This window comes from Candidatus Thiodiazotropha endoloripes (assembly GCF_001708965.1).
GTDB classification, from domain to species: Bacteria; Pseudomonadota; Gammaproteobacteria; order Chromatiales; family Chromatiaceae; genus Thiodiazotropha; species Thiodiazotropha endoloripes.
On the sequence record NZ_LVJW01000006.1, the window covers coordinates 561,576 to 587,555 of the forward strand.

At 54.4% G+C, this 25,980-nt stretch carries 24 protein-coding genes and 1 tRNA gene; 13 read left to right on the forward strand and 12 right to left on the reverse strand.

From position 1 onward, the window contains the following. Nucleotides 1-15 precede the first annotated feature (15 nt). Nucleotides 16-1,416 carry an AmpG family muropeptide MFS transporter gene (locus A3193_RS13115; RefSeq protein WP_069003788.1) on the reverse strand — a complete coding sequence of 467 codons (1,401 nt, stop codon included), beginning with the start codon at nt 1,414-1,416 and terminating at the stop codon, nt 16-18. A 172-nt stretch (nt 1,417-1,588) separates the two neighbouring features. Here A3193_RS13115 and pyrE point away from each other — a divergent pair, with 172 nt between their 5' ends. Then, the gene (gene pyrE / locus A3193_RS13120) at nt 1,589-2,230 is read left to right on the forward strand and encodes an orotate phosphoribosyltransferase (protein ID WP_069003787.1); all 642 of its coding nucleotides are present in this window, start codon (nt 1,589-1,591) and stop codon (nt 2,228-2,230) included. Between the two features lie 224 nt (nt 2,231-2,454). Here the strand turns inward: pyrE and A3193_RS13125 are convergent, their stop codons facing one another. After that, on the reverse strand, nt 2,455-3,201 hold the full coding sequence (locus A3193_RS13125; protein WP_069003786.1) for a sulfite exporter TauE/SafE family protein: 747 nt from the start codon (nt 3,199-3,201) through the stop codon (nt 2,455-2,457). 86 nt (nt 3,202-3,287) lie between these two features. Between A3193_RS13125 and A3193_RS13130 the strand changes: the two genes are divergently transcribed. Then, nucleotides 3,288-4,256: a DUF4124 domain-containing protein gene (locus A3193_RS13130; protein ID WP_162272432.1), complete on the forward strand. Its 969-nt coding sequence runs from the start codon at nt 3,288-3,290 to the stop codon at nt 4,254-4,256. A 41-nt stretch (nt 4,257-4,297) separates the two neighbouring features. Here the strand turns inward: A3193_RS13130 and slmA are convergent, their stop codons facing one another. The 4 genes from slmA to coaBC all read right to left on the reverse strand — a co-directional run bounded on the left by slmA (nt 4,298) and on the right by coaBC (nt 9,772). Then, nucleotides 4,298-4,909, reverse strand: coding sequence for a nucleoid occlusion factor SlmA (slmA, locus tag A3193_RS13135; RefSeq protein ID WP_069015043.1), 612 nt, complete (start codon nt 4,907-4,909; stop codon nt 4,298-4,300). Then, on the reverse strand, nt 4,909-5,805 hold the full coding sequence (gene argB / locus A3193_RS13140; RefSeq protein ID WP_069003783.1) for an acetylglutamate kinase: 897 nt from the start codon (nt 5,803-5,805) through the stop codon (nt 4,909-4,911). Before argB ends, slmA begins: the two co-directional genes overlap by 1 nt. A 214-nt stretch (nt 5,806-6,019) precedes the next feature. Next, nucleotides 6,020-8,452: a phosphomannomutase/phosphoglucomutase gene (locus tag A3193_RS13145; RefSeq protein WP_069019430.1), complete on the reverse strand. Its 2,433-nt coding sequence runs from the start codon at nt 8,450-8,452 to the stop codon at nt 6,020-6,022. Between the two features lie 96 nt (nt 8,453-8,548). Then, nucleotides 8,549-9,772, reverse strand: coding sequence for a bifunctional phosphopantothenoylcysteine decarboxylase/phosphopantothenate--cysteine ligase CoaBC (coaBC, locus tag A3193_RS13150; RefSeq protein ID WP_069015045.1), 1,224 nt, complete (start codon nt 9,770-9,772; stop codon nt 8,549-8,551). A 157-nt stretch (nt 9,773-9,929) separates the two neighbouring features. Between coaBC and radC the strand changes: the two genes are divergently transcribed. From radC to rpmG, 3 genes are all read left to right on the forward strand, one after another. After that, nucleotides 9,930-10,604: a RadC family protein gene (radC, locus tag A3193_RS13155; protein WP_069003780.1), complete on the forward strand. Its 675-nt coding sequence runs from the start codon at nt 9,930-9,932 to the stop codon at nt 10,602-10,604. Nucleotides 10,605-10,776: 172 nt separating this feature from the next. Further along, complete coding sequence (gene rpmB / locus A3193_RS13160) at nt 10,777-11,013, forward strand: 50S ribosomal protein L28 (RefSeq protein WP_069003779.1); 237 nt, start codon at nt 10,777-10,779, stop codon at nt 11,011-11,013. Between the two features lie 18 nt (nt 11,014-11,031). Further along, the gene (gene rpmG, locus A3193_RS13165; protein WP_068990016.1) at nt 11,032-11,187 is read left to right on the forward strand and encodes a 50S ribosomal protein L33; all 156 of its coding nucleotides are present in this window, start codon (nt 11,032-11,034) and stop codon (nt 11,185-11,187) included. A gap of 84 nt (nt 11,188-11,271) precedes the next feature. Here rpmG and A3193_RS13170 read toward each other — a convergent pair whose 3' ends face one another. After that, nucleotides 11,272-13,266, reverse strand: a complete 1,995-nt coding sequence (locus A3193_RS13170) for a hydantoinase/oxoprolinase family protein (RefSeq protein ID WP_069015046.1) — start codon at nt 13,264-13,266, stop codon at nt 11,272-11,274. 264 nt (nt 13,267-13,530) lie between these two features. Between A3193_RS13170 and A3193_RS13175 the strand changes: the two genes are divergently transcribed. The 7 genes from A3193_RS13175 to A3193_RS13205 all read left to right on the forward strand — a co-directional run bounded on the left by A3193_RS13175 (nt 13,531) and on the right by A3193_RS13205 (nt 18,978). Next, the gene (locus tag A3193_RS13175; protein ID WP_069015047.1) at nt 13,531-14,442 is read left to right on the forward strand and encodes an ABC transporter ATP-binding protein; all 912 of its coding nucleotides are present in this window, start codon (nt 13,531-13,533) and stop codon (nt 14,440-14,442) included. Next, nucleotides 14,439-15,164, forward strand: coding sequence for an ABC transporter permease (locus tag A3193_RS13180; RefSeq protein ID WP_069003776.1), 726 nt, complete (start codon nt 14,439-14,441; stop codon nt 15,162-15,164). Before A3193_RS13175 ends, A3193_RS13180 begins: the two co-directional genes overlap by 4 nt. Beyond that, on the forward strand, nt 15,164-16,495 hold the full coding sequence (locus A3193_RS13185) for a GldG family protein (protein ID WP_069003775.1): 1,332 nt from the start codon (nt 15,164-15,166) through the stop codon (nt 16,493-16,495). Before A3193_RS13180 ends, A3193_RS13185 begins: the two co-directional genes overlap by 1 nt. A 16-nt stretch (nt 16,496-16,511) precedes the next feature. Beyond that, nucleotides 16,512-16,988 carry a hypothetical protein gene (locus A3193_RS13190; protein WP_069015048.1) on the forward strand — a complete coding sequence of 159 codons (477 nt, stop codon included), beginning with the start codon at nt 16,512-16,514 and terminating at the stop codon, nt 16,986-16,988. Then, nucleotides 16,981-17,796, forward strand: coding sequence for a bifunctional DNA-formamidopyrimidine glycosylase/DNA-(apurinic or apyrimidinic site) lyase (gene mutM, locus A3193_RS13195; protein WP_069015049.1), 816 nt, complete (start codon nt 16,981-16,983; stop codon nt 17,794-17,796). The genes A3193_RS13190 and mutM overlap by 8 nt, the downstream gene beginning before the upstream one ends. A 67-nt stretch (nt 17,797-17,863) precedes the next feature. Beyond that, nucleotides 17,864-18,832, forward strand: a complete 969-nt coding sequence (locus tag A3193_RS13200; protein ID WP_069015050.1) for a polyprenyl synthetase family protein — start codon at nt 17,864-17,866, stop codon at nt 18,830-18,832. Between the two features lie 69 nt (nt 18,833-18,901). Continuing rightward, a tRNA-Pro gene (locus A3193_RS13205) sits at nt 18,902-18,978 on the forward strand. A gap of 154 nt (nt 18,979-19,132) precedes the next feature. On the opposite strand, the gene A3193_RS13210 is transcribed toward A3193_RS13205, so the two are convergent. Beyond that, nucleotides 19,133-19,408: a hypothetical protein gene (locus A3193_RS13210; RefSeq protein ID WP_069003771.1), complete on the reverse strand. Its 276-nt coding sequence runs from the start codon at nt 19,406-19,408 to the stop codon at nt 19,133-19,135. 259 nt (nt 19,409-19,667) lie between these two features. On the opposite strand from A3193_RS13210, the gene A3193_RS13215 reads away from it, so the two are divergent. Next, complete coding sequence (locus A3193_RS13215) at nt 19,668-20,297, forward strand: LysE family translocator (protein ID WP_069003770.1); 630 nt, start codon at nt 19,668-19,670, stop codon at nt 20,295-20,297. A gap of 31 nt (nt 20,298-20,328) precedes the next feature. Here the strand turns inward: A3193_RS13215 and A3193_RS13220 are convergent, their stop codons facing one another. From A3193_RS13220 to A3193_RS13235, 4 genes are all read right to left on the reverse strand, one after another. Next, a complete protein-coding gene (locus A3193_RS13220) occupies nt 20,329-22,638 on the reverse strand; it encodes a Tex family protein (RefSeq protein WP_069015051.1) in 2,310 nt (769 codons plus the stop codon). A gap of 227 nt (nt 22,639-22,865) precedes the next feature. Continuing rightward, the gene (locus A3193_RS13225) at nt 22,866-23,561 is read right to left on the reverse strand and encodes a GNAT family N-acetyltransferase (RefSeq protein ID WP_162272431.1); all 696 of its coding nucleotides are present in this window, start codon (nt 23,559-23,561) and stop codon (nt 22,866-22,868) included. 302 nt (nt 23,562-23,863) lie between these two features. Continuing rightward, on the reverse strand, nt 23,864-25,189 hold the full coding sequence (locus A3193_RS13230) for a UDP-glucose dehydrogenase family protein (RefSeq protein ID WP_069003767.1): 1,326 nt from the start codon (nt 25,187-25,189) through the stop codon (nt 23,864-23,866). 128 nt (nt 25,190-25,317) lie between these two features. Next, nucleotides 25,318-25,977 carry a lysophospholipid acyltransferase family protein gene (locus A3193_RS13235; RefSeq protein ID WP_069003766.1) on the reverse strand — a complete coding sequence of 220 codons (660 nt, stop codon included), beginning with the start codon at nt 25,975-25,977 and terminating at the stop codon, nt 25,318-25,320. Nucleotides 25,978-25,980 lie beyond the last annotated feature (3 nt).

The following is a 25,980-nucleotide window of genomic DNA, read 5'->3' on the forward strand; positions in this document are numbered from 1 at the left end:
AAACACTGCTTCACCTCAAGCCGTTGACTCACTCGGTTTCACACCAACAGCCGGCAAGTATCGCATAGCCAACAGAATCAGCACGATTACCGGGATACCCATCGATGCGGTAATCATGAAGAATGATGTATAGCCGATATTGTCCACCATCAGCCCCGAGAAACCGCCGATAAACTTCGGTAACAGCAGCATCACTGAACTGAACAGAGCGTATTGGGTTGCCGAATAGGAGACATTGGTCAAACTCGATAGATAGGCAACAAAGGCGGCGGTCGCCAGGCCGGCACTTAAATTGTCCGCAGAGATCACCAGGGTCAGAAAAACCACGTTGTGCCCCACACTGGCCATCCAGGCAAACAGCAGGTTGGTTGCTGCAGCCAGCACCCCACCCAACAGCAGTATCGGCATCACCTTGTATCGGGCTACCAGCATGCCACCAACAACCGCACCAATCAGGGTCATCGCAATCCCGAATACATTGACCACCAGAGCAACTTCACCCTTGCTGAAACCCAGGTCGACATAGAAAACGCTCGAAATAACTCCGAGAACCACATCAGAAATACGATAAGTCGCGATCAGTGCCAGTATCAGTACCGCCTGCCATTGATAGCGTCTGATGAAGTCGACGAATGGACTGACCACCGCATCAAACATCCACTCGGCAAACTGACGCAGTCGTCCCGGCATCCATTGCTGTTGCTCGATCAGCTTTTCAGCCTTGGCCTCCTGTGCCAGGGTGTCACGATCAGGTTGCACATCCGGTTCCGCGATCAACAATACGGTAATCACACCGATAAACATCAGCAATGCCATACAGAGATAGGCAACTGTCCAGGCATGTAATTGATAGCCACTTGCCTCAGGCGCAATCCAACCGGCTATACCCAGGGCTCCGCCGCCACTGACGATCATCGCCAAGCGGTAACCGATCATATAATTGGCTGCCATGTAACCTTGCAGTTTGACCTCGGCGGATTCAATTCGATAGGCATCAATAGCGATATCCTGTGTGGCAGAAGCGAAAGCCACCAACAGGGCGAGCAGGGCAAATGTGTAGACACCCTGCAATGGATCGGAGAGTGCCAGACCACAAAGCCCGAGGATCACCAGCCCCTGGGCGAAAATCATCCAGCCTCTACGACGCCCCAATCGCCGGGTCAACCAGGGGAGTTGCATACGATCCACCAGTGGTGCCCAAACCCATTTAAAACCATAGGCCAGCGCCACCCAGCTCAGGAAACCGATGGTTGAGCGGGCAATACCCGCCTCACGCAGCCAAAAAGAGAGGGTTCCGAATACCAGCAACAGGGGCAATCCGGCAGAGAAGCCGAGAAAGAGCATATTCCGTACACCCGGCTGCCAATAGATGGAGAGCGTTTGGCGCCAATCGGATAGTTTGCCGGCGGTCAGCACAGGAACCTCTTATATGTGGAAAGATCAGCCATTATAGGCTGCTACCTGGATAGTGTCTCATTGCAAGCGCCTATTTTGAGATAATCCGGACTACCCCTGATTAGTGGTAACAGGCCCTAGGGGGTTAAGAATGGGTTACAATGCGCACCTCGCTCAAAACAGGTATTCAATCATGCAGGATTATCAACAGGAGTTTCTGGACTTCGCACTCGATGTCGAGGTGCTACGATTTGGTGAATTCACTCTGAAATCCGGTCGTGTCAGCCCCTATTTTTTCAATGCGGGCTTATTCAACACCGGTGCCAGTCTGGCAAGATTGGGGCGCTACTACGCCCAGGCCATCGTTGACTCCGGGATTGAATTCGATGTGCTTTATGGACCGGCCTACAAAGGCATTCCTCTGGCGGCGGTAACGGCAGCCGCCCTTTACGATCAGCACGGCCTGGATCTGCCCTACGCCTTCAACCGCAAAGAGGCCAAGGATCATGGTGAAGGGGGAGTCATCGTCGGACATCCGCTGGAAGGCCGAATCATGATCATCGATGATGTAATCTCGGCCGGCACCTCGGTACGTGAGTCTGTGGAGATCATCAAGCGTGAGCAGGCCACTCCGGCCGGTGTGGTGATTGCCTTGGACAGACAGGAGAGAGGACAGGGTGAGCGATCCGCCATTCAGGAGGTCGAAGCTGACTACGGTCTGCCGGTCAGCGCCATTGTCAGGCTAGAACAGTTGATCGAGTATCTGCAACAGAAAGAGGACTCCGCAACGGACCTTGAGCGGATTCAGGCCTATCGCCAAACCTATGGTGTCTAGGGCCTGTTAACACTAATCCAATCGGCTCTAGTGGTGAATGGCACTTACTTAATCACTATTTGGTGGGGCATGGCCCCACCAAAACCCTTTGATAAAACGAGATACAATGAGTTTTAGTGCTTTAGTAAGTGCCTTTTCCCTAATGGCCGATCTCCTATAGTTACTCAGGATCTCTGGCAGCACCTTTGCCGGAGATACCTGCAGACCTCATAGACACTCAACATCTAACCCACAATCAGTTTGATCCCCACCAGCAGGGTTACCGTTTCAAATCCACGTTTGATCCATCGGTTGCCTTTGGCAATTGACAGATGGGCGCCGAGATAACCGCCAATCAGTGAACCGACAATCAACACCGGTAACCACTGCCACCAGATCTCTCCCAGTATTCCCAGTGTGATGGCGCCGGTTCCATTCCAGAAAACGCCAACCAGCACCAGGGTATGCGCGACTGCACGTCGGTAATCGAGCCCAAACCAGCGAACCAGCCAAAGGGTGACGAACAGACCGGTACCCGAGGTGAGTGAACCGTTCAGAATGCCGATCAGAAACAGCCCAACAGCCCCATAGAGCATCCCCTTCCAGTCTCTATGAATCGCCCGATACTCCTGACCCAGTTGGGGACTCATGAACGAGTAGAGACTCAAGCCCAGAGTCAGAATTCCCAACGCCACTTCAGCGATCCGGTCAGGGATCTGCAGAATCAGACTGGCGCCGATAATTACCCCGGGCAATCCGGCACTGAGCATAAAGATGACAAACTGTCGCTCCAATCCCTCTTCCCGCAAATGCCTTATGGTGGCACCTATGCCAAGGGCCACTGAGGCCACTTTATGGGTCGCCAGGGCGATACCGAAGGGCAATCCAAGGAATATCAAGGCGGGTAATTGAACCAAACCGGCACCACCGCCGGAGAAGGCGGAGAAGAGATTTGCCAGAATAGAAATAATTAAAAGGGTGAACTGTTCCACAAAGCAGCTATCTTATGAGATGAGTCGAGCAGTATAATCGAAGTTGGTGTATATTCGATAAGTCAGAATTTTCAGTGGATATGGGTTTGAAAAATCTCGGTATTATTATCTTCTTGTGCTTCAATCTGTCACTCAGTTGTTACGCGGGAAAGCTCTACAAGTGGGTGGATGACGAAGGACGCACCCACTATTCAGACAAGCTCCCCCCCTCTGAGACCCATCGGGCGAGATCCCATCTGGATCAGCAAGGCATCACTGTCAAACAGGTGGATGCGGCGAAATCGGATGAGGAGCTAAGGCAGGAGCAAGAGCAGGAGCGTCTCAGGCTCGAGCGTCAGCGGGTGCTGGAAAAGCAGCAGGCGCTGGATCGTGTACTGCTAAGAACCTTCCGTACGGAAGACGATATCTTAATGACCCGGAACGGTCAGCTGCAGGCCGTGGAGACCCATATTCGTGTCACTCAGTCGAATATCAAACGTCTGAAATCGACCCTCGATGATATGGAGCAGTTTGCCGCTCAAAGAGAGCTGAGCGGTAAACCGGTATCGAAAAAGATGTTGAAGGACATCGATGTCAAACGCCAGGCCTTGCAGGATGCCTACAGTTCAATCATCGACCGGGAACACCATAAGAACCGCATTCGCCAATCCTTTGCCATGGATCTGAAGCGCTTTCGTGAACTGAAAAAGCTCAACAGCACCACCAACCCAATCGAGGAGGCGGATGAGAGTTTCATTGATGCTCTACAGAACGTCTTCAACTGCCAGTCGGATATGGCATGTAACAAACCCTGGAGACTGGCCAAGCAGTATCTTAAAAAGCACAGCACAACGGCCGTGAAAATCGATGGCGCAAACATTGTCATCACCGCAGAACCGGTGAAAGAGGGTGACATCAGTATCTCAATGTCGCGAATCGAGGACCCGAAAAAAGGCAGTACAGTGATCTTCATGGATCTGCAGTGCAAAAAGGATCCTACGCGGAATATGGCCTGCGAAAAGACACCGGAAGTTATGCAGATAAAAGCAGGGTTCCAACAGGCCCTGCTTCAGTAATCACTGCAATCATATCCGCTTAGCCCGACAATACCTTCATGTCAGCGGTCGGGAGCATTATTCGGAAAGAGGGTCGAGGCTAGCAGCGGCCACTGGGTCTGCCAATGCTGTAGCGGTGATATGTTGAATCGACTGCGCAGATATTGATGCATCAAACCCTCTGCCAAGCTCGTCATCATATTCGCAGAAATGGCACTGTCCAGAGCGTATGGCCTACCTTCATTGCGCAGCTCACCCTCTCTCAGCACCTGTTTGAGCTGGGTTTCAAGACGTTCGAAAAACTGCCCAACCCGGGACAACAGTCGCTCCGTCTCACCAACCAACGCATCACCCAGCAAGACCCGGGTTATGCCTGGATTGCGCTCAGAGAAGAGCAGCAGCAGATAGAGTATCTGGGCACATCGGGTTTCAGCATCTTCATGCTCTTTAAGGATCTGATTGATCCGTAAAAAGACACTCTCTTCAGCAAAATCGATCAAGCCCTCGAACATCTTTGCCTTACTGGCAAAGTGACGATAAAGCGCAGCTTCGGATACGCCAACCGCCCGACCAAGCGAGGCGGTTGTAATCCGATCACCAGGATTCTGTTCAAGCTCCCGGGCCAGCGCTTCAAGAATCAACTGTCTGCGGGGAACCTTGGTCTGTTTACTCATCAGCGGCGCCGAATCAGTGTTCCCACGCCTTCATCCGTGAACAGCTCAAGCAGTACCGCATGAGGAACGCGGCCATCAATGATATGCGAGGTTGAAACACCCGCCTTGACCGCTTCCAGGGCGGTTGTGATCTTCGGCAGCATCCCTCCATGAATGGTGCCATCCTCGATCAGCTCATCCACCCGTTCAGCAGACAGGCCGGTAAGCAACCCCCCATCCTTATCGAGCAGACCCTGTGTATTGGTCAAAAGAATCAGCTTCTCAGCCTGCATTACCTCAGCCACTTTGCCGGCCACCAGATCCGCATTGATGTTGTAGGAATGACCATCCTTGCCAATGCCAATCGGCGCTATAACAGGAATGAAGTCACCCTGCACCAGCATGTTAACCACACTGACGTCGATACTCTCAACCTCACCCACGTGGCCGATGTCGATAATTTCAGGAACATCCAGCTCAGGGCCTCGGCGGCTGATCACCATCTTTTTTGCATGTATCAGGTCACCATCCTTGCCGGTCAATCCGACGGCAGAGCCTCCGGCCCGGTTGATCAGACTGACAATATCCTTGTTGACCAAGCCACCCAGCACCATCTCCACCACATCCATGGTCTCACTGTCAGTGACCCGCATACCCTCGATGAACTGTGAATCCTTACCCAATCGCTTCAGCAGATCGCCGATCTGAGGGCCACCACCATGAACCACCACCGGATTGACACCCACCAGTTTCAGCAACACAACATCCATGGCGAAACTGTTTTTCAATGCCTCATCAACCATGGCATTTCCACCATACTTGATGACCAGGGTTTTACCGCTGAAACGCTGGATGTAGGGCAGGGCTGAGGTTAGTACATGGGCGACATTCTGCGCCTGATCGGTGGATAGACTCATCTTAAGGTGACTACTTTCAGAGGAAACTTAACAGTATGCCAAATAATCCAGGGCCTGTTAACACTAATCCAATACGCCCTGTTGCGCCCAGCGGCGTTATCATTCGCTCATGTAGAATAACTACACTACGCTCATTCTGCCTTGCTGGGCACAAAAACAGTCCCAGCAGGGCGTATTGGATTAGTGTTAACAGGCCCTGGCGTCATACACATGATTAAAACGGTAATTCAAGCTGGGGATCGACTTTGTTGACCAGCTCGCGGAAGACCCCCTTGACCTTATCCAGCTCTGATTCCGACTCCGCTTCAAATCGGAACAGCAATGCCGGCGAGGTGTTTGACGCACGCACCAATCCCCAACCCTGCTCGAATTCGGCCCTCAGACCATCGATCTTCACCATTCTGGCATTGGGAATGTCCGGCAGCAGATCAATGGCTTCCATCACTGTTTCCGCATGCCCCTCATCGAGACGCACGACATATTCTGGCGTTGAAAGACTCTCCGGCAGCTCTGCAAACACCTCAGCACTGGTACGATAATCCAGTGAGAGAATCTCCAGCAATCTGGCCCCGGTATAGATGCCATCATCAAAACCGAACCAGCGCTCGGAGAAGATAATATGACCACTGTACTCACCGGCCAGCAGTGCATGGGTCTCCTTCATCTTCTGTTTGAGCATGGAGTGACCGCTCTTCCACATCAACGGCCGACCGCCATTGGAGAGCACGACATTCGCCAGGTGTCTTGTGCATTTCACATCGTAGATGATGTCCCCACCGGGCTCCCGGGTCAGCACATCAATCGCCAGGTACATCAGCAGTCGGTCTGGCCAGATGATCTTTCCGGAAGAATCCACCAGTCCGATGCGGTCACCATCCCCATCAAATGCAATACCCAATGCGGCCTGGTGATCGACCACAGCCTTCTGCAGGTCGGCCATGTTGTTTGGATCACCTGGATCGGGGTGATGATTGGGGAAGTCACCATCGACATCGCAATAGAGTTCAACCACTTCACAACCGAGCTGACGATAGAGTTCCGGCGCAACCACCGAAGCTGCGCCGTTACCACAGTCTATGACCACCTTCAGGGCCTGCCCCATACGCACATCGGAGACCACTCGTTCGATGTAATCCTCGATAATATCCCTGGAATCGAAACTACCCTCGCCCACCAGCAGCTGATCCGCATCGATGCGACGGCGAAGCCCCTGAATAGCCTCGGAAGATGGACTCTCCCCACTGATGATCATTTTCAATCCATTGTATTGAGAGGGATTGTGGCTTCCGGTGACCATGGCACCACACTCCGCATCCAGCTCTTGCACCGCATAGTGAAGCAGGGGAGTCGGCACCAATCCCAGGTCGATAACATCCCGACCGCTACTCTGCAGCCCCTGAATAAGGGCACTCTGCAGGCTTTCACTGGAACTGCGGGCATCACGGCCCACCACCACGGCATTATGGCCCCTTTCAAACACCTCGCTGCCAAACCCCTGACCCAGTAAGGTAACCACATCTTCTGAGAATGTCTCTCCAACCACACCACGGATATCGTAGGCACGGAAGATCGTTGCGGAGATATCAACTTTGGGAGCCAGAGCTTCCGCTTCAGGGCCCGTCGGTACGGCCGGCAGACCCTCTTCTACAGAGATTCCCATTTCCGCTTGACCTGAGCTGGTCGCTGTCCGGGTAGCACCCTTGCCGGCCTGATTGCTTCGATACTCCCGGATCTGATGTTCCATCACATCCAAGGTTGGCTGCAGATCGCTCAACAGAGCGGCTTGGGATTTCGGCGGGCGACCAACCACCAGGGCTTCAACCAGGGAGAGGATACTGGTCTGATCCGTCTTCAAGGCTTTGCTCATCCGCTGCGAGAGCATCATCAGCAATAGAGCAGCCAGCAGGAACAGGATCGCTGCCGGTGCAACCTGTAGACCTAATGCGACAGGGTCCAATACTGTACCGACAGAACCCCAGTAGGCTATCTGCCAGATACTGCCAGCAATCGATATCACCCCATCAGGCTGTGTGTTTGATGTAGAAGTGCCACCTTTGGCGGCAAGGGTCAGTGGTGGCTTGCCGGAAATCACCTGTTGCCATTCGATGCGGCCGCTAAAGCTTCCCAATGAATCCAACAGACTTTGAATCTCCTGAGTGGGATAGGCCACATGCAGGACACCTTTTACCTCTCCAGCCTGATTCCGGACCGAGGAGGCAACGGCAATATGTTGATGCGGGGTGCCAAACTGATGCAGTTCCGCAGCAATGGCTTGAGAGCTGTTTTCGGCTTGTCTGAGCAACAGCAGGGAAGCATATCCCATATTCGGCGTTGCATTTGTATCCGGCTCACTGAACCCCAACGGCAGTAAGCGAACCAAAAGCGCGCCAGGCACCAGTTTCGCCAATCGTTGCTGTTCCAGGCTCAGATATTGGGGGTCATCCATGTCAAGTACGGTAGCGATCATCTCCTGATTGGCCAGACTGTTGATCAGATCCGTACGCTGTTGGATGTTTGCACTGAGACCTCTCGCGAGAACTTCAGCAAGGGTTTGAGCCTGATGCCGCTGTTTTATCTGATTTGCATTGTCAGTCAGGTAGAAGTTTGCCGCCCAACTGGCAGCAACAAGAACCAAGATCCCTAACACGCCTATCGTCCAATAACCTTTTACTGAACGTCCACTTCCTTGTTTAGCCATCTGCTCCCCGTTGTTTTTAGCGAAAACCATATTTAACCCTGAATTCTATTCAGTATTCACCAGCTCTTGCCGGCTGGCATGATATTGTTCTGAAATCCGTTCTACGAGCTGTTTTGCCAGCTGATACTTGGACATCATGGGCAGAACTTCCCGCCCCCCTTGCCATAACAGCAACAGAGCATTCTGATCCGACTCGAAACCACCCTCTTTTGCGGCAACCTGATTGGCTGCGATCAGATCCAATCCTTTGGCCTGTCGTTTCGCTTCGGCGTAGGCTTCCACATTTTCTGTCTCAGCTGCAAAACCGACACAGAACGGGGCACCATCGAGACTGGCCACCTCTGCGAGTATATCCGGATTCTTGACGAGTTCCAGTGTGACTAATTGCCTATCCTTCTTGATCTTTTCATCCGCGACCTGGCTAGGTCGATAATCTGCCACCGCAGCAACACCGATAAAGATATCCGCTTGCGCAACCCGATTGATGACTTCCTGACGCATCTCCTCGGCCTGTTCCACATCGATGCGTGTGATGCCCACGGGCGGCGACACCGTCACCGGACCACTGACCAGGGTTACCTCTGCCCCCTGCTCACTCAGTGCCTCAGCCAAGGCATAACCCATCTTGCCTGAACTACGGTTGCCAATGAATCGAACCGGATCGATCGGTTCCCGGGTAGACCCAGCGGTCATCAATACCCGCACACCGGATAGAGCCCCTTGGGTGAAAAATTGCTGAACCTGCTGCTGCAACAACTCAGGCTCAACCATTCTGCCCGGCCCATTCTCACCACAGGCCTGATCCCCCTCGGCTGGTCCCCAGCAGACCACCCCTCTGGAAAGCAGCTTCTCCAGATTCTCCTGGGTTGCCCGATTCAGCCACATCTGATGGTTCATCGCCGGTGCGATTGAAATGGGTGCCGTCGTCGCAAGACAGAGGGTTGTCAGCAGATCATCAGCTTGCCCGGAGGCCAGCTTTGCCATGAAATTGGCCGTAGCAGGAGCCACCAACACCAACTCCGCCCAGCGTGCCAGACTGATATGATCCATGGCCGATTCCTGCTCAGGATCGAGTAGTTCAGTATGGACCGGATGACCGGACAGTGCCTGAAAAGTCAGTGGTGTGACAAAACTCCGGGCGGCTTCGGTCATCACCACACGCACCTCGGCCCCCTCTTTCAGTAATCCGCGCAGCAGTACAGCACTTTTGTAGGCTGCAATGCCTCCGGTTACCCCGAGGAGGATCTTTTTATTCTTCAGACAGCTCATCCCTTATGCCTAGACCAAACGCTCATTCAGACAAGATTACCCGATGCACCTGAAAATGTTAATAAATCCGTGTTATATAAGAAAATAATGATGCACCTGCAGCAGTAAACCGGCTATCATCCCAAATCAACTTCAATACACAGACACGGAGGTCTGGATGCCCATCACCGACTGGCCCTGCGACGATCGCCCAAGGGAAAAACTGCTTAACGGGGGTGCTGCAAGCCTGTCCGACGCGGAACTGCTGGCGATATTTCTGCGCACCGGCATCAAAGGCTTCACGGCCGTGGATCTCGCCCGAAACCTGCTTAGTGAATTCGGTGGTCTTGGTGCACTGCTGCGTGCTGACCAAAGCCGCTTCTGCCAGGCCAAAGGGATGGGAGTGGCCAAGTTTGCCCAAATTCAGGCCTCCCTTGAGATCTCTAGACGTTATCTTCATGAGCAACTGCAGCAGAACGACAGCCTGACCAACCCGCAACAGACCCGCCACTATCTCCACTGCAAACTCCGTCACTATACTTATGAGGTCTTCGCCTGCCTGTTTCTCGACAACCGTCACCGGGTCATCTGCTATGAAGAGCTGTTTCGCGGTACAATCGATGGTGCCAGTGTACATCCGCGGGAGGTGGTGAAAAGGGCACTGCAACACAATGCAGCGGCACTGATTTTCGCTCACAACCACCCATCCGGCGTGGTTGAACCCAGTCAGGCCGACAGGGCCATCACCGATCAGCTGAAGAGCGCCCTGGCACTGGTGGATATCAGGGTGCTGGACCACTTCATCATCGGCGAAGGAGAACCCACTTCACTGGCTGAACGGGGGATGATCTGAGTCGTCTGTTATCCTCGATAGCTGCCGCTCCACCCCAGTCTCGAGCAGAGGCACCAGGATTCGCACTACCCAGACCCAACATTTCATGGAATTCCCTTGCTTCAAAGCCGGCACTCTGATATAAATACGCGCCTTTCGCCCCCAGGGATAACCAAATTTTGAGGTTTTGACGATGTCAAAAGTCTGCCAAGTTACCGGAAAGCGCCCGGTTACGGGAAACAACGTTTCCCATGCGCACAATAAAACCAAGCGCCGTTTTCTCCCCAACCTGCATACGCACCGGTTCTGGGTCGAGAGTGAAAACCGCTGGGTTCGTCTGCGTCTCTCTTCCAAGGGTATGCGCATCATCGATAAAAAGGGCATCGATACGGTTCTTACCGAGATTCGTGCCCGTGGCGAAAAGATCTGATCTGAGGAGCAATGAGTCATGCGTGATAAAATCAAACTTGTCTCGAGCGCCGGGACCGGACATTTCTACACCACAACCAAGAACAAGCGTAACCAGCCTGGAAAAATGGAGATCAAGAAATTTGATCCCAAGGTACGCAAGCACGTGATGTACAAGGAGTCCAAGATCAAATAGATCTTGTGCAATCCCTGGAAAGAACCCGCCCTCCGGCGGGTTTTTTTATGTCCTCTTGTTTTGGGCCTGCTTACACCGATCCAATCAGCCCCGCTGCCGCTCCAGCACCAGGTTTCCAGCCGGATCCACTTCACAGCGCCAACCGCTTGCCAACCAGGTGGTGGAGGCCATCTCATTGATCAGTGCAGGCCCTTCAATCGATTGGCCCAGGGCCAGCTCAGACCGCTCGTATCGAGGCACAGCGCCCTCTTCTCCCGGTAGATCCAACCACTCCCGCACCTCACCCATGGCGCTTGATTCAACCCGGGGCAGTGCCATCTCGGCGCGGGCACCATGCAACGCCACTCTCAAGTTGACCAGCTCGACATCGCCGCTCATGCGGTGACCGTATCGGGACTCGTGCAGACGATGAAAATCCCTTTCCACCTGGGGCAGACTCTGCCAGGCAACATTCAGGGTATAGGACTGCCCCAGATAGCGCAGATCCAGGGAGTATTCCACCTCGATCTGATCCTCACGGACCCCCTCTCTGAGCAGATCTCCGCTCGCCTCAGCCGCCAGCTGCTTGAGCGCCTGATTGATCGTGGCCTCGTCCAGACTCTGCAGTACCCCCAGTTTGGTACGGATCTGCTGCCGACCGGGCCGGGTGGCGAGCATACCCAGGGCCGAAAGCACACCCGCACTCACCGGCACCAACGCGGAGCTCATACCCAACGCGTCGGCCAAGGCGCAAACATGCAGCCCCCCTGCACCACCAAAAGAGACCAGAGTGTAGTGTCTCGGGTCGACACCCCGCTGTACCGAGGTGACCCGTAAAGCATGGGCCATATGCTCATTGGCCACCCGCACAATCCCCTCTGCCACAGAGGTCAATGGCAGCGACATCTGCCTGGCCAGCTGACCGACTGCCGACTCCGCTGCCTGCCTTTGCAGCCTCATCCGACCGCCCAGAAAGGCATCCTCCCTCAATCGCCCAAGCAACAGGTTGGCGTCGGTGACTGTCGCCTCCACACCCCCCCTGCCATAACAGGCTGGCCCCGGGTCGGCTCCGGCTGACTCCGGCCCAACCAATAACATGCCACCGGCATCCAGTCGGGCGATGGAGCCGCCACCGGCACCGATGGTATGCATATCGACCATTGGAACAGCCACCGGCCAGGGTCCGATGCGTCCCTCCCGGGTCAGTCGCGGCTGACCATCGATCAGCGCAACATCGGTGGAGGTGCCTCCCATATCCAGGGTCAAGAGCTGAGTCCTTGCCGATTCCGCCGCAACAAAACCAGCCCCTACCAGACCGCCAGCCGGTCCCGACAACAGCATCCGCACCGCCTGTCGTGCCGCCTGATCTGCGGCGATCGCCTCTCCGGAACTCTGCATCACCGACAGACGCACTCCGGGTAAACCTTCATTGAGACGCTTCAGGTAGCCTGCCACAAGGGGACCAACCCAACTGTTCAGCCAGGTGGCAATACCACGTTCATATTCACCGCTGGCAGGCAGTACGTCCGATGACCGGGAGCAGAAGAGCTGTTCCGGCACCAGCCGCTCAATCATTCGTTCAAACCGATCATCGAGAAAACTGAACAGCAGATTGATCGCCACCGCCTGGGGGTCCAGCCTCTGGATTTCCGCTTTCAGTCGGGCCAGATCCTGCTCGGAGAGGGGCTCGACCACTTCCCCATCGGCACCCAGACGCCCACCAGTCTCGATACAGAGCTCAGCTGGCACAGGAGGATCCTTGGCTTCAGGTTGCAGGTTATAGAGCTCTGTACGGGCCTGGCGGCCGATGGTCAGCAGATCGGCCAACCCCCGGTTACCGATATAGAGGGTGCGAACCCCTTTCCCCTCCAGGGCCGCATTGGTGGCAACAGTGGAACCATGAATCAGGATCAGATTCAACGGTTCCAGGTTCAGTTCACGGATACCCTGAAGGATCGCCCGTTCCGGAGCCTGCGGGGTGGAGAGTACCTTGTGTGTCTCGATCCGTTTCCCTCTGAGCAGCACAAAATCGGTAAAGGTACCGCCGGTATCGACCCCCAGCATGAGTGGTGCAGCTCTGTTTGAAGCCTGACTTGTCATCAACTAACCTGAATCGCGAAATTATTCTGAGTGGCGAAGTGTACCCGCCGGATGCAACTCATTGAAACACGGCCAGGCGAGTTTAGATCTGTGAAATTGCCCCAGAGCTGATGGAAAATGCGCATTGGTTCTTGTCCCGCCCCTTGCATAGTGGCTCAAGAGTGTTATGTTTGGCCGGAGCCAATCCGGCTGAACACAACCTACTCAGCCGCCGGATTAACAAGCTCCATCTGGTGTGAATCATCTCACTTCAATCAATCGAATATGCTGAACCTGCTGACAACCAACCAGTTATCCAGAAGCTTTCATCAACATCAGATTGTGCAGCCCCTCGACCTTCAGCTCAGCCGGGGAGACATTCTGGGTCTGCTGGGTCCAAACGGCGCGGGTAAATCGACCATCATGCGGATGATTTGCGGGGACCTTGCACCCAGCAGCGGTGCTGTGGAAATCTGCGGCTTCGATCTGCTTGAGCAACCGCTGCAGGCCAAGCGCAACATCGGTTACCTGCCTGAGCGCCCACCGCTACACCCGGATCAGACCGTGGATGAGTTTTTGGCAGACTGCGCCTACCTGCACGGGCTTAGCCGAGCCCAGATCGGTGAAGCCCGATCGGCGGCAAAAAAACATTGCGGTCTGGAGCAGAGTGGCAGACGGCTGATCCGCAAGCTGTCAAAAGGTTACCAGCAACGGGTTGGTCTGGCACAAGCGATCATCCACGACCCACAGCTGCTGATTCTCGATGAACCCACCGATGGATTGGATCCTGGTCAGATACGTCAACTGAGGGAGTTGATCAAAGCGCTGGCAACAGACAAGGCGGTGATACTCTCCAGCCATATTCTGTCGGAGATCCAGGCCACCTGTAACCGGGTGGTTATCCTGCAGCAGGGAAAGACCGTATACAATGGGGATATCACACCCGCTGAACAGACCGGCTATCGTCTGGGTCTGGAACAGAACCCCCTGGAGTCCGAAATCGCGGCATTGCCGGCCATCGCCACCGCGGAACAAATGCATACCGACTATTTTCTGATCACCCTGGAACCTGGCTACCGTCCCAGTGAGTGTCTTGAACAACTGCTTGGCCGTGGCTGGCAGGTATGTGAGTTGTCACCAGCCTCCAGAAGCCTGGAGCAGCTCTTTCTGCAAGCCACCACCGGAGGACTGCAATGAGCCTCTCCCTGGCCTGGATCGAGTGGCGGCGACTGATGCGAACTCCCCTCGCCTGGGGCACATTGGCACTCTCTCTCTGCCTGCTGAGCTGGCAGTTTCTCGGTACCCTTGAGTCATTCAGCGGTATGCAGACAGCGCACCGGGAGCTGGGACTCTCCCACCATTTGAGCCTTCAGCTCTACGGTCTTGCAGCGGTTTTGATTCTGCTGATCACTCCGATTCTGACCGCCCGTGCCTTCAGTGAGACATTTCGCAATGGCAGCTATGCACTGCTGAGCAGTGCCCCGTTGTCGAATCTGTCCATACTCACCGGTAAATTTTTTGGCGTAGTCGGATATCTCGCCATGCTGGTGCTGATCCCGCTGCTGCTCTGCCTGACACTCTCCTCAGGAACACAACTCGATCTGGGGCTGCTGCTGGCTGCCACCCTTGGCCTGCTGTTGCTCAGCGGTACTTTTACCGGCATCGGCCTCTACTTCTCCGCTCTGAGTGAAAATCCGGGTATTGCCGCTGCTGCCAGCTACGGCATGCTGATGTTGCTCTCCCTGCTCGATCAACATACTCAGGCCAACAGCTTCATTCACTGGCTGGCCTGGCCCTCACACTATCTCGATCTGCAGCTGGGGCTGGTTCGTCTCAGTGATATCGCCTATTTCCTGCTGCTCGCCCTGTTCTTTCTCGGACTGGCCCTGCACCGACTCGACAGAAGACGGAGAGGATAATGGGCTGGCTCAGAATCGGACTCAATGATCTGCTTTTTTACCTGCTGATGCTGGCGATCCTGGTTCTGCTGGCCTGGCTGAGTGGCCGCTATGATAACCAGTGGGACTGGACACATCAGGGCAGCAACAGCCTGAGCCCGGTCAGTATCGATATCGTGCAACGTATCCCCGGTCCGCTGACAGTCACTGCCTATGTACCGGAAACGACCAAAATCCGCGATCAGCTGACACGCTTCATTGCTCGCTATCAGCATCTGAAATCCGATATCGAGCTCTCTTTTATAGATCCCTTGCGCCACCCGGATCAGACTCGCCGACAGGGCATCAGTCTCTCCGGTGAGGTAGTGCTCAACTACAACAACCGGGAAGAGCGGATCCAACGACTGGATGAGGAGCAGTTCACCAACGCCCTGTTGCGACTCTCCCAAACCCATACCCGCTGGATCGCCGGGCTCACCGGTCATGGTGAGCGGGACCTGCTGGGACAGGCCAATCATGACCTGGGTGATTTCGGCAACGCTCTAAAGCAGCAGGGGTATCAGGTCATCAGCATCGACCTGGCAACCACCCCGACACCGCCAGACAATACTTCCCTGCTGATCATCCCCTCACCTCAGAGGCCCCTGCTGGAAGTGGAAATTTCCCGCTTGAGAGCCTATGCGGCTGATGGGGGCAATCTACTGTTGCTGAGCGAACCGGAGAGCCGTACCGGGGACTTACTGATGCGGCAGCTGACAGGCATCAAACAGTTACCGGGTACCATTGTCGACGCCAATGTCAAAGAGCTCGGGATCGACAATCCGGCAATTGCACTGGTCCCCAGATATCCGGATCACAAGGCCACACGGGCATTCAATCTGTTGACCCTGTTTCCCCAGGCCGCAGCCCTGGTGATACCCGAGCAGAGTATGTGGTCGGTGGTACCGCTGCTGAAGACCCTGGATCAGAGCTGGAACGAAACCGGCGCCCTGCAGGGGGATATCGAGCGAAATCCTCTCGCTGGAGAAGAGGCGGGACCTTTGATCCTGGGGGTGGCGCTGACCCGGCAGGTCAACGAGCAGCAACAACGCATCATGGTGATTGGCGACGGTGATTTTCTGTCCAACAGTTTTCTCAGCAATGCGGGCAACCAGGATCTGGGGTTGACCCTCAGCCGCTGGCTGGTGGGTGATGACAAGCTGGTTGGCATCCCGGTCAAGCAGGCCAACGACCGGGAATTACACTTGTCGAATCTGGCCATCGGGGTGATTGGCATCGGCACACTGATTGTTGCACCACTGCTACTGCTGACGTTTGGCGGCTTGATGGTGTGGCGCCGAAACCGGGCCTGAGGCATAGTGGCCAAGCATGTCCCATAAGCTGCGTGTCAATCTGATCCTGATGGTGATTATCAGCCTGCTGGCCCTGCTGGTATGGCAATCCCAGCCTGAATCCATGCCACCACTCAGTAAACTTTTCCCAGCAGAGATCCACAGTATCACCATCCGAACCGGTACAAACAATCTAATCATGGGACTTGAGCAAGACCAATGGATGATTGATGGTCAACCGGCACTTGCCTCACGCATCGAGCAGCTGCTGACGATCAGTCAGACCGCCAGTCTCAACCGATTTCCCGCCCCGCCGGACCTCACCCCTTTCGGCCTGGAGAATCCCGCTATCGTGCTGCTGCTCAACCAGGAGCGATTTTCCTTTGGTGATATCGACCCACTCAATGGTTGGCGCTATGTGCTGCACAACGGGGTGGTTCACCTGATCGGCAATGGCTACCACCACCATCTGACAGCCCCGCTTGAGGCCTGGTTGGAGCAACCCGGTGCCTGAACTGCCTGAAGTCGAGACCACCTGCCGGGGTATTGCGCCGCACATCACCGGGAAAAAGGTGAAACAGGTGGTGATTCGCCAGCCTCGCCTACGCTGGCCGATACCCACCGACCTGCCCCAGCAACTGAAGGGACGCAAACTGCTCAATGTAAGCCGGCGGGGTAAGTATCTACTGCTGACCTTCCACCATGGCACCCTGATCATCCATCTGGGCATGTCCGGCAGTCTGAGGATCCTCACTCCGGAAAGCACCGTTCAAAAACACGACCATTTCGACCTCCAGGTAAGCAGTGGCAAACTGCTCAGGCTGAGAGACCCACGGCGCTTCGGCGCGGTACTGTGGACCGATCAACCCCCATCCCAGCACCCTCTGATCGCTCACCTGGGGCCTGAGCCATTGGAGGAGGGCTTCAACACCGCCTATCTGCACGAACAGGGGCAACGCCGGCGGGTAGCCATTAAACAGTTGATTATGGACAGTAAGATTGTGGTCGGGGTTGGAAATATCTATGCCAGCGAATCCCTCTTCAAATCGGCCATTCACCCCACCAGACCAAGCAACAGAATCTCCGAATCCCGCTATGGGAAGCTGGTCGAGGCGATCAAAGAGACCCTGACTGCGGCAATCGCCCAGGGCGGCACCACCCTGCGGGATTTCCAGCGGGAGGACGGCGAACCGGGCTATTTCGCCCAGCAGCTCCAGGTCTATGGCAAAACCGATCAAGCCTGCCCCAGATGCGACTCGCCGATCCGCCAGAAAACCATCGCACAACGCTCCACATTCTATTGCGCGGCATGTCAGCGTTGAGCGCCCCCATTGATTTATCCTGACCACTCATCTAGCATGCGCTGGTTTGTTTCAACCGACACCAGCAATGGATATTAAAGCTCTACGCCAACTCATCGCCGACGACATGGATGCTGTAGACAAGCTGATCATTCAACAGCTGAAGTCCGATGTGGTGCTGATCAATCAGATTGGCGCCTATATCGTCCACAGTGGTGGCAAGCGCCTGCGCCCGATGATCGTGCTCCTGGCAGCACGGGCCTGTGGCTATGCTGGCTCCAAACATATCAACCTGGCCGCCATCATCGAATTCATCCATACCGCGACCCTGCTTCACGATGATGTGGTGGATGGCTCAGATCTACGCCGCAACCGGGAGACGGCCAACGCGGTCTGGGGCAATGAAGCCAGCGTACTGGTAGGGGATTTTCTCTACTCCCGCTCCTTCGAAATGATGGTGGAAGTGGGTCAGATGCCGGTTATGGATATCCTCTCCCACGCCACCAACCGAATCGCTGAAGGTGAAGTGTTGCAGTTGCTGAATGTGCATAATCCGGAGACCAGCGAAGCTGAGTACATGGAAGTGATCAAACGCAAAACCGCCACCCTGTTCGAGGCTGGATCCCGCCTGGGCGGCGTGGTGACTGAAATCTCCGTGCAACAGCAGCAGGCCCTGGCTGACTACGGCCTTCACCTGGGAATCGCCTTTCAATTGGTGGACGACGCCCTGGACTATCACTCGAGTAACGAAGAGATCGGCAAGAATGTCGGCGATGATCTGGCTGAGGGTAAACCCACCCTACCGCTGATCCAGGCCATGAAAAAGTCGGATCAGCAGCAGCGCCAACGGCTGGCCACAATCATCGAAAATGGTGGCCTGGAAGAGATCGATTTCGTTCTGCAGGCGATACACAACAGTGATGCAATCAGCTACACCCAGCAGCTTGCCCAACAACATGCCGAGCTGGCCAAACAGGCATTGAACCATCTACCTGACAGCGATTACCGTCTGGCACTGGCGGATCTTGCTGATTACTCTGTCGCCAGAACCCATTGAACCAGCCTATCGATTCCGCTAACATCAGCTGCTTGCTGTATCGGTTTGAGAATCGATCGGTTCAAGCATCGGGGTGTAGCTCAGCCTGGTAGAGCACTGTCTTCGGGAGGCAGGGGCCGGAGGTTCGAATCCTCTCACCCCGACCAGTCACGCAACCACTGTCCTGTGGTCACGCTTATTACTGAAAAATCGATTCATCACGCCAAACAGATTCAAACGGTCACTTGCCAACTGATAACACCGGGTTGATAGTCCACAAATACATAAAGCGGGTGGAGAAATCCCCACCCTCGCTCTCATTTACCAATAAAGCGGTACACCAACATCGATCAGAATGCTGCCATAACCCTCATCAAGACCACCCTGCGGCTTGGCGACGGATTTTGCATAGCCCTTGCCTGAATGGAGTATCGAACTACCATAATTATCACCGATCCCGGGCTGTACAGCGGTCGGCAGTTTTGTCGATTCAGGTAGGCCATCATAAAGGTCATGATTCTCTCCGGTTACATCAAAAGCACCGGCATAGAGATTGGTTGATAAGATCATTGCTGCAGTGATTGCCAAGGTTTTCATATCGCTCTCCTCACAAGTTTTAAACTGATAACATTTCATACTGTGTTCAGTTTTATTTACGGACAGTTGGGGAGAGTGGATTCAATCAGGGTGAACTTTTTTATTGCCAACCGGGACAAACAGCTCGACATATCTGCCACATTAAGATTGATGGGCATGAATTTACTCTTCTCGACCTGTCAATTGATACGCCGTTTACGAAGCTGTCGAACGAATTACCATTAGAGATATCTTCAGCAGTTTTGAGGAGTGCGAATCTTTGATCAGTCTGACCACTGCCTATGCATTTATCACGGTATCCTTTGTATTGTGCCTGGCACCGGGTCCCGATAATATCTTTGTCCTGACACAGTCAGCGCTTTATGGCAGAGTTAAAGGTTATCTGGTGACTTTAGGCCTCTGCACCGGTCTGATCGTACACTCACTGGTGGTTGCACTTGGCTTCGCCGCACTGTTGAAAACCTCGCCGATTGCCATCACTCTGTTAAAAGTCATCGGTGCCGGTTATCTCAGTTATCTTGGCTGGCTCTCCCTGAATGCAGCACAAAACAGCCTGACCAGTAGTGAGAGCGTCAGCCTCTCTCCACTTCAGCTTTATCGACGCGGAATTATCATGAATGTCACCAACCCCAAGGTGACCATCTTTTTTCTCGCTTTCCTGCCCCAGTTCACCAATCCGCAGCAGGGCCAGGCGGCACAACAGATCATGCTGCTCGGTTCACTCTTTATTCTGATCACCTTTGTGACATTCGGCGTCATCGCCTTTCTTGCCGGCAGCCTGGGCAGCTGGCTCAATCAATCCCCCAAGGCACAGCAATACCTCAATCGGATTGCAGGCCTGGTATTTATTGCCCTTGCACTGAATCTGCTTTTCAGTGATATCGGTTGAGTACTCAGTAGTTAAACAGTAAGAGTCCTTTTCAAACCTTACCCAGTTTGGCGAAAGCTGCCGCCATCGCGCCTCTTGGTGCCTGTGATGGTCTCTTCTTTGCGCTTGGGGTGTGCTGGCGTTTCTCGGTTCTGCTGCTTTTACTGCGCTCACTGCGTGATGCGTTTGCATCATCAGTTAAGCGCATGGACAGCGCAATTCGTTTACACGGGATATCCACATCCATGACTTTGACCTTCACCAGATCCCCTGCCTTGACAACTTCACGGGTATCATTGACAAACTTATCGGAGAGTGCGGAGATGTGCACCAGGCCATCCTGGTGTACCCCAATATCGACAAAGGCACCAAAGTTGGTGACATTGGTCACCACCCCTTCGAGAACCATGCCGCTTTTAAGATCCTGCAGATTTTCCACACCCTCTTTAAAGGTCGCCGTTTTGAATTCGGGCCTTGGGTCCCTACCCGGTTTCTCCAGTTCGCGAATGATATCCTCCACCGTGGGTTGACCGAATGTGTCATCGGTAAAATCCCTGGCAGAGAGTTTATTCAAAAATGGTGAATCACCAATCAATGCTGAGATCTCTCGCCCGGTCCTGGCCAGAATGCGCTCAACCACCGGATAGGCTTCCGGGTGCACGGCAGAGGCATCGAGGGGATTGGTTCCATTCATGATGCGCAGAAATCCTGCGCACTGCTCAAAGGCTTTCTCACCGATGCGAGGTACTTTGAGAATTGCTTTACGTTCGGCGAATGCACCATGCTGATCGCGAAACTTCACCACATTGTCCGCCATCAGGGTGGAGAGACCAGCCACCCGGTTCAACAATGGCGCTGAAGCCGTATTGATATCCACACCGACTGCGTTCACACAATCCTCGACCACTGCATCCAGCTGACGGGCCAGCCTGGACTGGGAGACATCATGCTGATACTGCCCCACACCGATCGATTTGGGTTCGATCTTCACCAGCTCGGCCAGAGGATCCTGAAGACGCCGGGCGATTGAGACCGCGCCACGTAAAGAGACATCCATCTCGGGAAACTCCTGTGCGGCAGATTCGGAGGCCGAATAGACCGATGCACCCGCCTCACTGACCATCACTTTCGTCAGTCGTAATTGCGGATGCTGTTTGATCAGGTCCGCAACCAGGCGATCGGTCTCACGGGAGGCGGTTCCGTTACCGATACTGACCAGCTCCACTTTGAATTTTGCTGCCAGATCCGCCAATGTTTTCAACGACTCCTGCCAGCGTTTTTTCGGCACATGAGGATAGATGGTTGCGGTCTCCACCACCTTTCCAGTGCTGTCGATCACCGCAACTTTGACACCGGTTCTCAAGCCGGGATCCAATCCAATGCTGGCACGGGGACCTGCGGGCGAGGCGAGTAACAGGTCATGCAGGTTTCGGGCAAATACCTTGATCGCCTCCTCTTCAGCTGCCTCGCGCAGACGGGTTTTCAAATTGTTATCCAGATGGGTAAAGATCTTGATCCGCCAGGCCCAACGCACGACACCTTTCAGCCATTCATCAGCAGGCCGCCCCTCGTCATGCAGCCCCATCTGGCGGGCAATCATCCGTTCCGCCACACCCATCTCTGCAGCTTTCAATCCGTCATCTTCGGGCAACACCAACTCCAGGCTGAGGACCCCCTCCTGGCGCCCCCTGAACAGGGCCAGTGCACGATGTGACGGGATTTTGTTGATCATCTCGGCGTAGTCGAAGTAGTCAGAGAACTTAGCGCCCTCCTTCTCCTTGCCCTCAACCAGTTTTGAGGTGAGCTCAGCGAACTCCCAGAGATGCTGCCGAAGTCTACCCACCAGTTCCGCATCCTCGGCAAACTGTTCCATGAGTATCTGTTTGGCCCCATCCAGCGCAGCATCGGTATCCGCCACACCTTTCTCTTCATTCAGATAGGCCTCCGCCGCTTGCTGGGGATGTAAACCGGGATCATTCAACAAGGCTTCGGCCAACGGTGCCAAACCCGCCTCACGGGCAATCTGCGCTTTGGTACGCCGTTTTGGCTTGTAGGGGAGATAGAGATCTTCCAATCGGGTTTTGGTATCTGCCGCCAACAGGGACGTTTTCAGTTGATCGGTCAGTTTGCCCTGCTCCTGGACCGATTTCAGTACCGCTTCACGTCGCTCTTCCAGTTCATTCAGATAGCTCAGACGCTCCACTAAATGGCGTAGCTGAGTATCATCGAGACCACCGGTCACCTCTTTGCGGTAGCGTGCAATGAAGGGGACGGTCGCCCCCTCGTCGAGCAAGCCGACCACCGCATCGACCTGGTTGATTCGTATACTCAGTTCATCTGCAATACGTTGTGAAATTGACATCTAACATCCTGGCTGAAATGGAGCGAGGCCGGGATAGTAACAAAGCCGATAGAGAGGTGAAATATTGACTTTCTGAAAAACCGGAGGCTGTTACGCAATCTTGATCCGATCCGCAAATCGTCTGCACTCATACGCAGCAACCCAGCCTGCAGTGATGCTTCTTGCTTACCACTACCCGGCGTTGTAACGCCTGATGCAAGCCCGCCGGTTAAACGATTTAATCACCGTCAATAGTGCCGAAGCTTGAACGGCACATCCAGACCCTGTCGCATCAGATCCATGCCCACACCCGACTGATATTTAAAAGCGCCTGAGAACATACTCTGCATCTGTCGCACCAGCCCGTCCATGAGATCCAGCGGGTTGTAGACCGGGGGCACCCATGATGGCGCCGGCAGGGTGGCTTCAGCGATCATGACACCTTCGTCATAGCGAAAGACGGCCTCTTTACACACCTTCAGAACCAGCTGTTTTATCTCCTGGTTATACGCAAGACACTCGAAACGGAAACGTTTGATTCCCCGTTCGAGGGCTGCCGAGACCAACCGTTCCAGTAACAGTTGACCCAACCCTTGCCCCTGCATGGAGTCGGCTACCGTCAGACCGACTTCCGCCGTTTCCGCATCACCCGCCAGGCGAATGAAGCGGCCAATCGCTACCCCTTCTGTTTCATTTCCCGACTCATCGAGCAGTACCATGCCCAGGGCGAAGTGGTCCATCTGGTCCACTTCTGTGAAGTAAGCCAGCTCCTGCTGTGAGAGAGATCGCTTCTCTGCCATGAACCGACGTAGGCGGGATTCGTCTGAAAGTGAATCAAATCCCTGCTGCAGTAACGCCTTATCATTGGCTTTAATCAAACGTAATACGATCCGCCGGGCACCTTCCAGGACCACTATCTCGCGGAATGAATCGTTAAATTTCAATACATTAACCATAAATACACCATTCCATAATCTACCAGCTACAGTCGAGCGCAAAACAAAAAAATTTGTGCACTGCAACATATGACTGCAGAAAATTCATGGGGTTCCCTTCACAGACCAGATTGAGTGGCGGTGGTGGTTGCGAGCGAATGCGGTGAAAAATCCGCTGAAGGTTAATTCAGTCGTGTTTTTTTCGGGCAGAGAGTTGAATGTCCGACTCTGGACAGGCTATTCGGGGAGCAGGAGAGGAGGTGTACCAGTCGGCGCCTCACAATGGAGGCGCCGTCCCGGTGGGATTGTGATCAATCACCACGCCCGATGGCGTAGTAGCTGAATCCGGACTCTTTCATACGGGCTGGATCGTAGATATTACGGCCATCAAACACGACCGGTGCCGACAGTGCCTGCTTTATCTGCTCAAAGTCCGGGCTTCTGAAGACCTGCCATTCGGTGACCACGATCAGTGCGTCCGCACTCTCAAGGGTGCCTTCCTGGTTGTCGCAATAGACCAGATCGTCACGTTCACCGTAGATTCGACGGCACTCCTCCATGGCTTCAGGATCAAACACCCTTACGGTGGCGCCAGCCTCCCAGAGCGACTCCATCAGCACCCGACTCGAGGCTTCACGCATATCGTCCGTATTGGGTTTGAAAGAGAGTCCCCAGAGGGCGAAAGTCTTGCCTTTCACATCATCGGAATAGTGGCGCATGATCTTCTCAAACAGCACCCGTTTCTGGCGATAGTTGACCGCCTCGACCGCCGTCAGCAGCTGCGCATCGTAGCCAACCTCTTTGGCAGTACGTTCAAGCGCACTGACATCCTTGGGAAAACAGGAACCACCGTAACCGCAGCCAGGATAGATGAAGGCGTAGCCAATCCGGGTATCCGCACCGATGCCGTGACGAACCTGCTCGATATCGGCACCCAGACGTTCCGCCAGGTTGGACAGCTCATTCATGAAACTGATCTTGGTGGCGAGGATCGCATTGGCCGCATATTTGGTCAGCTCTGCAGAGCGGATGTCCATCGCGATCAGACGGTCATGATTCCGATTGAACGGCAGATAGAGGGCCCGCAGCAGCTCGGTGGTACGCGGATTGTCCGTACCGATGATGATCCGGTCCGGCTTCATGAAATCGTCCAGTGCGGCACCCTCTTTGAGGAATTCCGGATTTGATACCACATCGAACTCAACCTGCTTGCCTTTCGCCTGCATGGTCGATTCAATGCGTTCCCGTACTCTGTCCGCGGTGCCGACCGGCACCGTGGATTTATCCACCACCACCCGATAGTCATCCATATGCTCGGCAATCGACTCGGCAACGGCCAGCACATACTGAAGATCGGCTGAACCATCCTCGTCCGGCGGGGTACCAACAGCGATAAATTGAAACAGACCGTGATCCACCGCTTTCGCAACATCGGTTGTAAAGCTGAGTCGACCAGCCTGAGCATTCCGCTCAACCATTGCTTCAAGGCCGGGTTCGTAGATCGGGATCTCTCCCCGATTGAGCATGTCAATTTTGTTACTATCCACATCCATGCAGACAACATCATTGCCCACCTCAGCCAGGCAGGCACCTGTGACCAAACCCACGTAGCCGGATCCAAATACGGTTACTTTCATCGGTATCCCTTAATTAGTGAAAATTAACTGGCGGCAATGATACTTGTTTGCGGTTTAGGAAACCACACCAGGCCCTCAATACCGAGGATTGGCGGTCTTTAAGCCCCACGGTGACTCAATATGTCGTACTAATCGCCATCCAGCGCCTGCTCAATCAAATGGTTCAACTCCTCATCGCTAAGCTCTGAGCCATCAATCTCTGCCTGCAGTTTGACCACAGCCCGACTGCGCAGGATAACCGGCCTCATGACCTCTCCAGGAGCGGCCACACCACTGATATGCAGTGCAATCAATGGCAGATTTGCTCTTGCCGCCAGACGGGCGGCACCAGGTTTTATCTTACGCGGCGGGTCACTATCCAGGTGGATCTTGCCGTGGGGAAAGAGGGCGATCACTTCACCCTCTGCCAAGGCTTTGAAGGCCTGGCGAAGGGCTTTCTCCGGGGAGTTTTCCCGGTCCACAGGAATACACCCCACAGCACGAAACAGCCACTGCATACCGAATCGCTGGTACTGCTCTCTGGCGATCAGGAACCTCAGTGGCCGATCGCACGAAGCAATCATCAGTAGCGGATCGAGTCCGGAGATATGGTTTGAGACCAGGATCGCACCACCCTCCCGGGGCAGGGGTACAGGCACCGATTGAAGACGGTGATAGTGATGACAAAACAGCCGGTTCAAGCCATCCAGGCGATTCAGCCAGAAAGATCCCCACTCCGCGCCATTGGCATCCCGGCAACGGCCATTCAACCAGAACAGAAACAGGGCAACCAGGAGTAGGGTAAGCATATT